Raw genomic sequence first — 12,837 nt, 5'->3', positions numbered from 1 at the left:
GGTCGGATGGTTTCACGCCAGAGCGGGATTTCGGTTGGCCGTCGCGGAAGGACGATTGCGCGGTGGCCAAAAAATGGGGCACATCGGTTCCCCGATCAAGCCGCAATCAGCAAGGCAGCAATCCTTTGGACAACGGTGCCATCCCAGCCGACGCCAGAGCCTTTTCCGTCACCAACCGCTCGGTGCTTGCCATCGCCGTGCCGATGACGCTCGCCTATCTGACGACGCCGCTGCTCGGCCTGGTCGATACGGCTGTCGTCGGCCAGTTCGGTGATGCCGCCCTGCTTGGCGGCCTGGCGGCCGGCGCGCTGGCTTTCGACGTCGTCTTCACCACCTTCAATTTTCTGCGTTCGGGCACCACCGGCCTCGTCGCCCAGGCCTTCGGGCGTGGCGACGCCCTCGAGGAACAGGCGGTGTTCTGGCGCGCAGTGCTGATCGCGGTCGTTGCCGGCGTCGTGCTGGCAGCGCTTTCGCCGCTCATCGCCGTTGGCGCCCAGTGGTTCATGGACGCCGGGCCACGCGTCAGCGAGGCGATGGGTGTCTATGTCAGGATCAGGCTGCTCGCCGCGCCCTTCTCGCTGATCAACTACGCCGTCCTCGGTTACGTGCTGGGCCGCGGCGAGGGCGGGCTCGGGCTTGTCCTGCAACTGGTGCTCAACGGCATCAACATCGCCCTCTGCTTCCTGCTCGGCCTGGAACTTGGCTGGGGCGTTTTCGGCGTCGCCTGGGCAACCGTCACCGGCGAATTCCTCGCCATGCTGCTTGGTCTTGCGATCGTGGTGCGGCGGTTCCGATCCAGCCCGCCCTTACCTCGCCACCGCCTGCTCGACATGTGCGCCTTCCGGCACATGCTGTCGCTCAACCGCGACATCATGATCCGCTCGTTCTCGCTGCTTGCCGCCTTCGCGCTGTTCACCCGCCAGGGCGCTGAGTTCGGCACGGTGACGCTCGCCGCCAATGCGGTGCTGATGAATTTCTTTCTTGTCGCCGGCTATTTCCTCGATGGTTTTGCTACCGCCGCCGAACAGCTCGCCGGCCGCGCCATCGGCGCGCGGGCGGCGCAACCCTTCCGGCAGGCGGTCCGTCTGACCCTGTTCTGGGGCTTCGGCTTGGCCGGCGGCGCGACATTGGTGCTGTTGCTGGCGGGTGCCAATCTGGTCGCTGTCGTGACGACATCGCAGGAGGTCCGCGCGGTGGCCGATGTGTATCTGCCGTGGGCGGCGTTCACCGCGCTGAGCGGCGTGCTCGCCTTCCAGATGGATGGGGTCTTCATTGGCGCGACATGGTCGCGCGACATGCGCAACATGATGCTGTTGTCATTTCTCGTCTTTGCCGCCGCGCTGATCACGCTGGCTCCCGCCTTCGGCAATGCCGGTCTGTGGGCGGCCCTGCACGTCTTCCTGCTGGTGCGGGGATTGAGCCTGCTGACAATTCTGCGGCTGCGGATACAAACCGCGTTCAGCTGAGCGGCTTCGACGCCCATCGATCGACATGACTGTCGCGCAACTCGCGCATCGACCTGAGTTTCTCGGTCTCGGCAAAGCGCGCCATCCCGGCAACGATCCGGCCTGGCAGCGCGGGTCCGCCATAGATCATGCCGGTGTAGAGCTGGACGAGATCGGCGCCGGCGCGGATCTTCTCCAGTGCCGTCTCCGCCGAGTTGACGCCGCCGACACCGATGATGGCCATGTCCGGCCCGGCGAGCCTGCGCATCTTCGCCAGCACGATGGTCGAGCGCTCGAACAGCGGCGTTCCTGAAAGCCCGCCGGTCTCCCGCGCGGCATTGCCGCTGCGCAGCGCCGGCCGGGAAATCGTGGTGTTGGAAACGATGATGCCATCGATCCGCTTTTCGATGACCTCGGCGGCGATATCCTCCAGTTCGGCCTCGACCAGATCCGGCGCGATCTTGAGGAAGACCGGCGGCCGCGCGATTGCTGTGGCACGCGCGGCCATGACGCGGGACAAAAGCTCGCCGAGCTGTTCGCGAGCCTGCATGGTGCGCAGCCCTGGCGTGTTGGGCGAGGAAATGTTGACGGTGAGATAGCTGGCATAGGCAGCGAAGCGGGCGACGCCGCGCTCATAGTCGCCGACGCGGTCGGTGCTGTCCTTGTTGGCACCGATGTTGACGCCGACGATGCCGCCGCGCCCCTTGCGCGCGGCAAGGCGTTTTTCGGCCGCAGCATGACCCTCATTGTTGAAGCCCAGCCGGTTGATGACGGCTTCATCCGATGTCAGCCGAAAGATGCGCGGCTTCGGATTGCCGGCCTGCGGCAGCGGGGTGACGGTGCCGACCTCGGCGAAGCCGAAGCCCAGCCCAAGCAGCGCGTCGGGCACCTCGGCGTTCTTGTCATAGCCGGCCGCCATGCCAAGCGGATTGGGGAAATCGAGCCGGCAAAGGCTGATCTGCAGCCTTGTATCGCGTACCGTTCGCGCGCCGACCGGCAGGCCGCAGCGCAATGCCGCGATCGACAGGCCGTGCGCGGTTTCCGGATCGAAGGTGAACAGCAGCTTCTGGCCGATCCGGTCGAGCACGCTCATTGCTCCTCCAGGGCCGGGAACTGGTGGCTACCGTCGGCACCGAGCGGCAGCGGCTTGACCCACAGCACCGCCTTCGGGTCGAGCACGCCATAGAGATGCGGAAACAGCGCGCCGCCGCGCGAGACCTCGTATTTCAGCGCATCACCCAGGCTGGTGTCGTCGACGGCGACCAGCAGAAGGTCGGTCTGGCCAGAAAAATGCTTTGCCGCGGTTTCCCCGGCCTGCTCTGCCGTCGAGAAATGGATGAAGCCGTCGGCGATGTCGATTGGCGCTCCCGTGAAGCGGCCATTGGCTTCGGCCTCGCGCCAAGACGCTTGCGGAGTTATCTTGTAGATAATCTGTGACATGGTTGCGCTATAATCCGAACCAGTCGTGCGGGGAAGGCCAGGCCAAGGGTCTTCCCCATTTCCGGCGCAAAGATGCGATATTTCAGGCTTTGGCCATGGAGGACGACATGCGTCTGCAGCACATCTTGATCCCCGCCGCGCTCGTTTCACTGGTCGCGGCTTCAGCTTATTCGGAAGAAACCGACCGCTACCGGCTGGAAAAGTCGGCCACCGGCTATATTCGCATGGATACCCAGACCGGCGCGATGTCGATCTGCGAAGAGCGTTCGGGCCAGCTCGTCTGCAAGATGGCGGCCGACGAACGCGCCGCTTACCAGGATGAGGTCGATCGCTTACAGGCCTCGATGAAGGCAATGGACGAGCGCGTCACCAGGCTGGAGAACTCGCTCTCGGCCCGCCTCGAATCGAAATTGCCGAGCGAGGAGGATTTCAACAAGACGATGAGCTACATGGAGCGCTTCCTGAAGGGCTTCATGGGCATCGTCAAGGATATGGACAAGGATAGCGGCGCCCAGCTCAACTCGCAGAAGACCTGAGCGCCAGAGACAAGGAAAACGCGGCGCGTTGGCTTTGCCGCTTGAAAACAGCGCGCTGCCCCTCATAATCGTCCGACTGATCCCGCAAAAAGCAGTAAATCGGGGATTCGGGGAGGGACATTTGCCGTCAGGCTATTCTTTCGTCATCGCCGACGATCATCCGCTGTTTCGCGGCGCCCTGCGCGAGGCGCTCGCCGGCATCGGCAACGTCACCGCCATTCACGAGGCCGGCGATTTCGAGAGTGCCAAGGCGCTGGTCGTGGCCAATGAAGATGTCGATCTGGTGCTGCTCGACCTTTCGATGCCTGGCGCCAGCGGCCTCTCCGGCCTGATCTCGCTGCGCGGCATTCATCCGGCGGTGCCGCTGGTCGTGGTGTCGGCGCATGACGATCCGGCGACCATCCGACGCGCGCTCGATCTCGGCGCTTCCGGTTTCATCTCCAAGTCGGCCAGTATGGAGGAAATCCGCGGCGCGGTGCAGTCGGTGCTTGCGGGCGATATCGCGGCACCCGTCGGCGTCGATCTCGGCGTCGAACGCGATCCCGAAATATCGGACCTGATCAAACGGCTACAGGCGCTGACGCCGCAGCAGACCCGCGTGCTGGGCATGCTGGCCGAGGGTCTGCTCAACAAGCAGATCGCCTATGAGCTCGGCGTCTCCGAGGCCACGATCAAGGCGCATGTCTCGGCCATATTGCAGAAGCTCGGCGTCGACAGCCGCACCCAGGCGGTGATCCTGCTGTCCAAGATCGGCAGCGACCCCCTGCAGCCGGCGGGCTGAGCGCCGGCGTCCTCGGCTCAATCGGAACACTCAACTTCGGCTCGCCGCACCGGCCGGACGCTGAAGACCATGAAACTGACGGCGGCCATGATCCAGACGCCGATGCCGCCATAGAGCATCACCCAGCCAAAGCCATTTCGCAGCGCGTCTCGGACGACCGGATCGGGTAGACCAGGGATTTCCGGCGGCGATCCCTTCGGCGGCGAGACGCAGTTGGGCGGCATCGAGGTCGGGCAGCGCTCGGCTGAGATGTGTCAGCACGCCGCTTGCAAGGATGAAGCCCATCACCGCTATGTTCAGCGCCAGCGAAACCATGCGGGCGCTCATGTCGATCCCCGACGCCATGCCGGCGCGGTTGCTCGAAACCGAACCCGTCGTCGTGTTGGTGACGGGCGTGTTGGTGATCCCGAGGCCGGTCCCGGCGATCAGGCAGCCGGGCAGCATCGTCAGCCAGCTGGCCTCGGCGGCCGCGCTGCCGAACTTCATCGCGATGAACCCGACGCCGATGACGGCGAGCCCCGCCGGGATGACGACGCCAGGCTGGTAGCGCAGCGAAAGCCGCTCCGCCAAGGGCGGCATCATGAGCGTCGGCAATGTGTAGGCGAGCAAGGCAAGGCCGGTGGAAAGGCTGTCATAGCCGAGCCCGGCATGGAACCAGATCGGTAGGTAGATCATGAAAGGCCAGTAGGAGAGGTTCATCGCCGCCGAGCCGACGATGGCGCCGGAAAACGGCCGGATCCGGAAGACCGAGAAATCAAACATCGGCCGCTTGCTGATCCTTTCGGCGATGAGGAAGGCGATGAAGCTCGCCATCGAGACACCGAGGATCACCAACGCCGTCGGACTGGCGAAACCGAGATCCGGTCCTTGCGTGATGTAGAAAACGAGGCAAAAGACCGACGGCGACAGCGTCACGATGCCCGCCAGGTCGAGCTTGCCCGCCTGTGGATCTTTCGATTCATGGACGCCGGTCAATGCCAGCACAAACGCCACGACTGTTGCCGGCACATGGATGAGGAAGACCCATTCCCAGCTCGAGATCGCGACGATGCCGCCACCGACGATGGGCCCGAAGCCGAGACCGACACCGAAGATGACGCCCCACCAGCCCCAGGCCACCGCGCGCTCGCGGCCTTCCCTGAATTCGTGCGACAGAACGGCGAGCTGGCAAATCAGCATCGCGCCGCCGCTCAGGCCCTGCAGAAACCGGGCGACGATCAAGGTGGATACGTCGTCCGCCAGGCCGCAGATCAGCGACGTCAGGCCGAAGGCGGCGATGGAGACCAGGAAGACGCGCTTGCGCCCGTAACGGTCGGCGATGGTGCCGACCGCCATCAGCACGGTGGTGACCGCGATCGTGTAGGCGTTCATCACCCACTGCAATTGCCTGAAGTCCGCGTGCAGCACTTCTTCCAGCGTCGGCAGGATGGCGGGAACGCTTGAAATCTCCAGCCCGAACATCAGGCATGCCAGGCAAGCGGCAAACAGGACGACGATGCCTCGGCGGGTGAGGACAGCCATGGTCAAACCTTTCGAATTCCCGGGCACGGCGATCTGCTGACCGCCTGCCATGCACTGCACAGTTAGGGCAGGCTTGATCATTTGAAAATTGCATGGTTGGCTATTTCAGTGACAACAAAGCGAGATAGCTGACATGACGCTGGACGTAGAAGCGGTGAAGGCGTTCGTCACCGTTGCGGATCTCCGCAGCTTCACGCGTGCCGCCGAAGCACTCGGCAGCACGCAAGGCGCGGTCAGCGTCAGGCTGAAGCGGCTTGAGGACCGGCTTGGCCAGAGACTGATCGAGCGGACGCCCCGGCTGGTCCGACTTTCCACGCGAGGCGAAATATTCCTGGAGCCGGCGCGCGATTTCCTTGCCGCGCACGACCGCGCCGTCGCGAGCCTGACCGCTGTCCGCCGTCGCTTCAGGCTCGGCATCGCCACCCATGTCGGCGGCGCCGAGGTTCCGACCTTGCTGGCGCGGCTCAGCGCGCATGATCCTGCCCTCACCATCGAGGTTCGGCTCGATGATTCGCGCGATCTGCTCGACGCGTTCGACCGCGGCGAGCTCGATGCGGCGATCATCCGCCGTGAGGACGACCGTCGCGACGGCGAGGTGCTGGCGCCGGAGCATTTCGGCTGGTACGCCGCTCCGGGTTTCGTCCACCGGGCCGGCGAGCCGCTGCACCTGGCCGCATCCTCGCCATCCTGCGGCATCCGCAACATCGCGACCGGCGCGCTCGACACGGTCGGAATTCCTTGGACGGAAGTGTTCCTTGGCTGCGGCTCGTTTGCGGTGGCCGAGGCTGTCACGGCCGGCCTCGCAACATCGGTCTTTTCCTGCCGACTGGCGCCGCCCGGAACGATCGAGGTGAGCCGGAAATTCGGCCTGCCGCCGCTGCCGGCATCCGAGATCGTGCTGCTTTCGACGCTTTCGGACATCAAGTCGCGCGAGGCGCTGCGCACGCTGGCCATGGCCTTTCGCGAGCATCGCCCGCCGGCAACGGTCACCGCCACGCGGCCCCGTTTCCGCAACTCGCAAGGGGCCGACAATCTGTCCGACGCGTAAGTCCCGTGCCCGTTTCAGCGATGATGGCCGGATTGCGCGTTGTCTGACGTTAACGCCTACGGCCGCTCGATGAGCAGCATGCTGATCCGGTCGCCGTTCATGCCGGAGCGTTCAGCCGAGCCGCACCGACAGCTCCGGCGTCACTCCGCCGCCCGCACCATCGGCCTGAACCTGGCCATCATCGACCGCAGCACCGCCGGCTTCAGCGGTTTGTTGATCATCGGGATGTCGAGGCCCGCCGCGGCTGCCCGCACCTCGTTGGAGCGGTCGGCCGTGACCAGCACGGCCGGCAGGTCGTCACCGTGCGTCGCCCTCAGCTTGATGATAACGTCGAGACCGGTTTCACGGTCGAGATGGTAGTCGGCAAGCACGATGTCCGGACGTTGGACCGCGACCTTGTCCAGATCCCCCGAGCCGGTCGCCGTGGCGACGTTGCAGCCCCAGCCTTCCAGCAGCAGCCGCATGCCTTCGAGGATACGGATGTCATTGTCGATGCACAGCACATGCAGCCCCGACAGCGAAGCCGCCGCGCGGGCCGGCGCCCGGGTCTCGACCTCGCGTCGCGACTCCTGCGCGGCTGTCACCGGCAGGATGACGGAAAAGCGCGTGCCCTTGCCCGGGTTGGAGAAGATGCGAATCTCGAGCCGCAATACCCTGGCGATGCGGTCGACGATGGAGAGGCCGAGGCCAAGACCTTCGGCTTCGCGGGCGCCTTCGTCCAGCCGGGTGAATTCATGAAAGACAGTGTTCAGCTTGTCGCCGGCAATGCCGATGCCGGTGTCGATGACCTGGATCTCCGCCAATTCGCCACGCCGCCGCACACCGACCAGGATGTGGCCCTGGCGGGTGTATTTGATGGCGTTGGAGACAAGATTCTGGATCAGGCGGCGCAACAGGTTACGGTCCGTCGTCACCGTCCGCGACGACGGCATGATCGTCAGGCCAAGCTTTTTCTCCGCGGCCAGTGGCCGAAAATCATTGCCGATCTGGCGCAGCAGGCCATCAAGGCTGAAGGCGGTGTCGTCCGGTTTCATCGCGCCGGCATCGAGGCGCGAAATGTCGAGCACGGCGCCCAGAATGGTCTCGACCGATTCCAGCGAGGATTCGATGTTGATGGCCGCCTTGCCGGCCGGACCCTTGCCGGCCTTCTCGATCAGCGAGGAACAATAGAGCCGGGCGGCATTCAAGGGCTGCAGGATGTCGTGACCGGCGGCGGCAAGGAAGCGCGTCTTGCCGAGATTGGCCTCCTCGGCGAGCATCTGTGCCTGCGCCAGTTCCTCGTTGACCCGGGTCAATTCCTCGTTGACCCGGGTCAATTCCTCGTTGACCCTGGTCAGCTCGATGGTGCGGGTCTTGACGCGCTGTTCCAGCGATTCATTGGCGCGCTTCAGCGCGAGGTCCTGCTCGACGCGTCCGGAGATGTCGGCATAGGTGGCAACGATGCCGCCATCGGGCATCGGGTTGGAGCGCAGCTCGAGGATACGGCCGCTGGTCTTCAGCTCCATCTGCCAGGGGCTGACGAAGCTGGTCAGCCGGTTGAGCATCGCCACGCGCTGGTCGGCGGGGATGTCGCCGCGCTCGGCGAGATGGCGAAGGATCTGGTCGAGCGAAACGCCGACCTGGCCCATCTCGTCGGGCAGGTCGAACAGCGCCCGGTATTGCCTGTTCCAGCAGATCAGCCGGAAATCGCGGTCGAAGACGGTGATGCCTTGCTCCATCTGGTCGAGCGCGATCTGCAGCAGGTCGCGATTGTGCTGCAGCGCTTCCGTGGCGTCGTCGAGCAGGCGGAAGGCGTCGCGGGATTCGCGGTCGTGGCGGCGAAACAGCAGCGACAGGATCAGCCGCGCCGAGGAGGAGCCGACGGCGCTGGCCAAAAGCTGCTCGGAAAAGCGGATGACGTCCATGCTCGCCTGCTCGTTGCCGTGCAGCGAGGTGCCGTTGCTCTTCTCGAAGGATTGAAAGGAGCGTTCCGTGCGTTCGACGCCGAGATAGCGTGCGATGGTATCCTTGAGGTCGTTGACGGTGATGGCCGTGCGGAAGCGGCGCAGGCTTGGCATCGGGCCGGCTTCGCGCGGCACGAAGATCGATGCCTGGATGCGCTCCAGCGGCACCGACGCGCGCGACAGCGAGCCGAAGACGAAGAACAGCGCGTTGATTGACAGGCTCCACAGCACGCCATGGTTCAGCGGTTCGGCGACGGTGCCGAACAGCGCCTGTGGCCGCAGCGCCTCGAAGCCGAACAGTCCATGCACGATGATGCCGGTATCGGGTGGGACGAGCGACGGCACCAGCAGCGTGTAGCCCCAGACCAGGATGCCGGCGACCATGCCGAGCGCCGCGCCGCGGCCGTTGGCGCCGCGCCAGATCAGCCCGCCGACCAGCGCCGGCGCGAATTGCGCGATCGCCGCGAAGGACATCAGGCCGATCGAGGACAGCCGGGCGCTGTTGGTGCTCTCGCGATAGTAGAGAAAGGCGATGAACAAAAGGATGAAGATCGCTCCACGCCGTACATTGAGGATAAGCGTCGACCAGTCCTCGTTTTCGGAAGTGGTCGTCCGCAGCAGCCGGCGCACGAACAGCGGGATGATCAGGTCGTTGGAGATCATGATCGACAGCGCCACGCTCTCGACGATGACCATGGCGGTTGCCGCCGACAGGCCGCCGATGAAAGCGGCCATGGCCAGGAAATCGTGGCCGCTGAACAGCGGCAGTGACAGCACGTAAAGGTCGCTGCTCGTCCTTGTCCCGACCAGCGTCAGGCCGGCAAAGGCGATCGGCAGCACGAACAGGTTGATCGCCACTAGGTAGAGCGGGAACACCCATGTCGCGGTGCGCAGTTCCGCCTCGCTGCGGTTCTCGACGATGGTGACGTAGAACTGCCGCGGCAAGAGGATGATGGCGAAGCCGCTCAGGCAGGTCAGCACCAGCCAGGTGGCGAGCGACGTCGAATAGCCCATTGCCTGCCGTACCTGGCCATTCTGCGCCAGCCGGTCGAACATGTCGCCGGGGCCGCCGAAGATCAGGAAGGTGACCATCAGGCCGATGGCCAGGAAAGCGGCGAGCTTGACCACCGTCTCGACCGCCACCGCCAGCACCAGCCCGTCCTGGTGTTCGGTGGCGTCGGCATGGCGTGTGCCGAACAGGACCGCAAACAGCGCAAGCAGCATGGCGACGACCAGCGAGATGTCGCTGACGAAGGGATCGAAGGAGGGCGGCGAGCCCGTATAATGCTCGACCATCAGGCTGACCGATCCCGAGATCGCCTTCAGTTGCAGGGCTATATAGGGCACGGCGCCGATGGTGGCGATCAGCGTGGCGATGGCGGCCACGGTGAAGCTCTTGCCGTAGCGCGCGCCGAGGAAGTCGGCGACCGAGGTGATCTTCTCGGTCTTGGCCAGCCGCACGATGCGGTTGAGCAATGGAAAGCCGAACACGAACACCAGCACCGGGCCGGTATAGATGCCGAGGAATTCGAGGCCGCGTTCCGAGGAAAGGCCGACCGAGCCGAAGAAGGTCCAGGACGTGCAGTAAATGGCAAGGCTGAGCGCATAGATGAAGGGCCGCGCGCGGCCGGGTCCAGACATCATCGAGCGGCGGTCGCCCAGGCTGGCGATGGCGAACAGCAGCGTCACATAGGCGATCGCAATGATGACGATGAACAAGCCCTGCACGCCGGCAAGATCCTCCCTGTGCCGATTTTAACCTGGCCGGTCAGACGCAATCACAGCTTGGGCGCCAAGTCCATCACGGCTTTCGGCGCATGCGGGCCATGATTTCCGCGGCCGCCCCGGGGTAAGGAGAAAGCGGTTGCTTTCTTCTTTTAGCCGATGGTGCAACCCAAGGTTTTTGTTATGGTGTCGCCGGGTCGGTGCCGCAGGGATGGGACGGCTGTGCGGCCCGCCATGACAAGGAGGGTCGAATGCTGAAAGAATTCCAGGAATTCATTTCCAAGGGTAACGTGATGGACTTGGCCGTCGGCGTCATCATCGGCGCTGCCTTTTCCAAGATCGTCGATTCCCTGGTCAACGACATCATCATGCCGATTGTCGGCGCGATTTTTGGCGGTTTGGACTTCAACAACTACTTCTTTGGGCTTTCCTCGGCCGTCAACGCCACCTCGCTGGCGGACGCCAAGAAGCAAGGGGCTGTTTTCGCCTATGGCAGCTTCATCACCGTGGTGCTGAATTTCATCATCCTCGCCTTCATCATCTTCCTCATGGTCAAGGCCGTGAACAACATGCGCAGGCGCCTGGAAAAAGAAAAGCCGGCGCCGGCGGCCGCGCCGCCCCCCGCCGATGTACAGCTTCTGACCGAAATCCGCGATTTGCTGGCCAGGCGATAGACGGATACGGTTCTTCTGGACCAAAACCCCGGTCGTTCGCGGCCGGGGTTTTCTGTTTTCGTATCTGGTAAGCAGCCCTTACGAACGCCCGAGACAACGGACCTGCCCAATGACCCTGATCCAGACCCTGCGCCCCGAGGCCCTGGCCGCGCCTGAAAGCGGTATCGTCGCCGTCGTCAACTACGGCAGATTGCGCGAAGGCCTGATCCCGCTCTGGGCCGGCGAGGGCGACCTGCCGACGCCGTCCTTCATCACCGATGCCGCGTCGAAGGCGCTGGCCGGCGGCGAGACGTTCTACACCTGGCAGAGGGGCATTCCCGATCTGAGGCAGGCGCTGGCGCGTTACTACGCCAGGCACTTCGGCAAGACCTTCCCCGAGGAGCAATTCATCGTCACCGGCTCCGGCATGCATGCCATCCAGCTGGCGCTCGACGCGCTTGCGGGCGCCGGCGATGAAGTGATCTATCTGTCGCCCGCCTGGCCGAATTTCGACGCCGCCGCCGCGATCGCGGGGGCCGTGCCGGTGCCGGTCACGCTCGACCATTCCGGAAATGGCTGGTCATGCGACGTCGAGAAGATCGCGGCGGCGGTCACACCGCGCACGAAGGCGCTGTTCATCAACACGCCGTCCAATCCGACCGGCTGGACCGCCGACCATGAGACCTTGCGAGCGATCCTCGATCTCGCTCGCGCCAAGGGCCTGTGGATCATCGCCGACGAGATCTATTCGCTGTTTCACTATGGTCACGGCCGCGCGCCGTCCTTCCTCGACATCGCGGAGGCGGAAGACCGCATCCTGTTCGTCAACAGTTTCTCCAAGAACTGGGCGATGACCGGCTGGCGGGTCGGCTGGGTCAAGACGCATCCAAGCCTGCAGCAGGTGTTCGAGAACCTGATCCAGTATTCCAACTCGGGCGTCGCCCAGTTCATGCAGCGCGGCGCGATCGCGGCGCTCGACGAGGGCGATGCCTTCGTCGCCGAACAGGTGGAGCGGGCGAGAAAGGCCCGCGACCTGGTCTGCGGCATTCTCGGCGAAACCGGCAAGGCGCGGTTCACCGTGCCGCAGGGCGCCTTCTACCTGTTCTTCACGGTCGACGGGATCACCGATTCACGCAGCGCTGCCTTCGACATCGTCGACAAGGCCAATGTCGGCCTGGCACCCGGCACCGCCTTCGGCCCGGGTGGCGAAGCGTTTTTGAGGCTGTGCTTCCACCGGAGGCTGGACCAGCTCGAGGAAGCGGCCCACAGGCTGGCGGGCTGGATGAAGACGGTTTGAGGCTGCTTGCTTTATAGGTTAGCGTCGCCCCTCATCCGCCTGCCGGCACCTTCTCCCCGTATAGTGACGAGGAGAAGAAGGCTGGCCGCAACGCCGGCGCCTGTTCTGCAACGCTTGCGATTGGCGAAACTCTCCGCGACAGCCTCTTTCTCCCCGTCACTATACGGGGAGAAATGTCCGGCGGGACAATGAGGGGCAGCGCTGCGGTTCTAATGACGGCGAGAGGGTGACAAAGCTCGCCTTCACCCGCCCGACTTGGGCACCAGCAGCGGAATGATCCGGTCGCTTTTCGCGACGGCCGGCCGCCCCGCCGAACCATACGGGATGCCGAGCGCGTCCCAGGTCTCGACCAGCGCGTCCTGAAGTTCGGCGATCAGCGCATCGGAATGGAAGGGCGTCGGCGTGATGCGCAGCCGCTCGGTGCCGCGCGGCACGGTCGGGTAGTTGA

The 12,837-nt window shown here is 64.5% G+C and carries 9 protein-coding genes and 2 pseudogenes; 6 read left to right on the top strand and 5 right to left on the bottom strand.

The window, feature by feature from the left end:
• The first annotated feature begins 125 nt into the window (after nt 1-125).
• The gene (locus EN804_RS19910) at nt 126-1,466 is read left to right on the top strand and encodes an MATE family efflux transporter (RefSeq protein WP_135920978.1); all 1,341 of its coding nucleotides are present in this window, start codon (nt 126-128) and stop codon (nt 1,464-1,466) included.
• Here the strand turns inward: EN804_RS19910 and EN804_RS19905 are convergent.
• Complete coding sequence (locus EN804_RS19905) at nt 1,459-2,538, bottom strand: quinone-dependent dihydroorotate dehydrogenase (RefSeq protein WP_135920975.1); 1,080 nt, start codon at nt 2,536-2,538, stop codon at nt 1,459-1,461. The two genes, EN804_RS19910 and EN804_RS19905, sit on opposite strands and share 8 nt — an antisense overlap.
• Nucleotides 2,535-2,885 carry a DUF952 domain-containing protein gene (locus EN804_RS19900; RefSeq protein WP_135920973.1) on the bottom strand — a complete coding sequence of 117 codons (351 nt, stop codon included), beginning with the start codon at nt 2,883-2,885 and terminating at the stop codon, nt 2,535-2,537. Before EN804_RS19900 ends, EN804_RS19905 begins: the two co-directional genes overlap by 4 nt.
• Nucleotides 2,886-2,992: 107 nt before the next feature.
• On the opposite strand from EN804_RS19900, the gene EN804_RS19895 reads away from it, so the two are divergent.
• Both EN804_RS19895 and EN804_RS19890 read left to right on the top strand, forming a co-directional pair.
• Complete coding sequence (locus EN804_RS19895) at nt 2,993-3,421, top strand: hypothetical protein (RefSeq protein ID WP_135882831.1); 429 nt, start codon at nt 2,993-2,995, stop codon at nt 3,419-3,421.
• A 121-nt stretch (nt 3,422-3,542) separates the two neighbouring features.
• Nucleotides 3,543-4,202 carry a response regulator transcription factor gene (locus tag EN804_RS19890; RefSeq protein WP_127870796.1) on the top strand — a complete coding sequence of 220 codons (660 nt, stop codon included), beginning with the start codon at nt 3,543-3,545 and terminating at the stop codon, nt 4,200-4,202.
• Nucleotides 4,203-4,219: 17 nt separating this feature from the next.
• On the opposite strand, the pseudogene EN804_RS19885 reads toward EN804_RS19890, so the two are convergent.
• Nucleotides 4,220-5,723: pseudogene (locus tag EN804_RS19885) on the bottom strand (MFS transporter).
• Between the two features lie 133 nt (nt 5,724-5,856).
• Here EN804_RS19885 and EN804_RS19880 point away from each other — a divergent pair.
• Entirely contained in the window at nt 5,857-6,771 is a 915-nt protein-coding gene (locus EN804_RS19880) for a LysR family transcriptional regulator (protein ID WP_167531467.1), read from the top strand.
• A 140-nt stretch (nt 6,772-6,911) separates the two neighbouring features.
• Here the strand turns inward: EN804_RS19880 and EN804_RS19875 are convergent, their stop codons facing one another.
• Nucleotides 6,912-10,442 (bottom strand): PAS domain-containing hybrid sensor histidine kinase/response regulator, encoded by a 3,531-nt coding sequence (locus EN804_RS19875; RefSeq protein WP_135920971.1) that lies wholly within the window; start codon nt 10,440-10,442, stop codon nt 6,912-6,914.
• Between the two features lie 248 nt (nt 10,443-10,690).
• Here EN804_RS19875 and mscL point away from each other — a divergent pair, with 248 nt between their 5' ends.
• Both mscL and EN804_RS19865 read left to right on the top strand, forming a co-directional pair.
• Nucleotides 10,691-11,113 carry a large conductance mechanosensitive channel protein MscL gene (gene mscL, locus EN804_RS19870; protein WP_127279505.1) on the top strand — a complete coding sequence of 141 codons (423 nt, stop codon included), beginning with the start codon at nt 10,691-10,693 and terminating at the stop codon, nt 11,111-11,113.
• 109 nt (nt 11,114-11,222) lie between these two features.
• Nucleotides 11,223-12,389, top strand: coding sequence for a pyridoxal phosphate-dependent aminotransferase (locus EN804_RS19865; RefSeq protein WP_127870800.1), 1,167 nt, complete (start codon nt 11,223-11,225; stop codon nt 12,387-12,389).
• Between the two features lie 242 nt (nt 12,390-12,631).
• Here the strand turns inward: EN804_RS19865 and EN804_RS19855 are convergent.
• Nucleotides 12,632-12,837, bottom strand: a pseudogene (locus tag EN804_RS19855) (5-aminolevulinate synthase); the annotation flags it as partial.

This window comes from Mesorhizobium sp. M8A.F.Ca.ET.161.01.1.1, from assembly GCF_004792105.1.
Lineage (GTDB): Bacteria > Pseudomonadota > Alphaproteobacteria > Rhizobiales > Rhizobiaceae > Mesorhizobium.
This window is presented reverse-complemented; position numbering and strand designations above follow the sequence as displayed.

Excerpts from the sequence above, each read along its gene's own strand:
- mscL (WP_127279505.1), top strand. The coding sequence starts at position 10,691 with ATGCTGAAAGAATTCCAGGAATTCATTTCCAAGGGTAACGTGATGGAC.
- EN804_RS19900 (WP_135920973.1), bottom strand. The coding sequence starts at position 2,885 with ATGTCACAGATTATCTACAAGATAACTCCGCAAGCGTCTTGGCGCGAG.
- EN804_RS19895 (WP_135882831.1), top strand. The coding sequence starts at position 2,993 with ATGCGTCTGCAGCACATCTTGATCCCCGCCGCGCTCGTTTCACTGGTC.
- EN804_RS19865 (WP_127870800.1), top strand. The coding sequence starts at position 11,223 with ATGACCCTGATCCAGACCCTGCGCCCCGAGGCCCTGGCCGCGCCTGAA.
- EN804_RS19905 (WP_135920975.1), bottom strand. The coding sequence starts at position 2,538 with ATGAGCGTGCTCGACCGGATCGGCCAGAAGCTGCTGTTCACCTTCGAT.
- EN804_RS19880 (WP_167531467.1), top strand. The coding sequence starts at position 5,857 with ATGACGCTGGACGTAGAAGCGGTGAAGGCGTTCGTCACCGTTGCGGAT.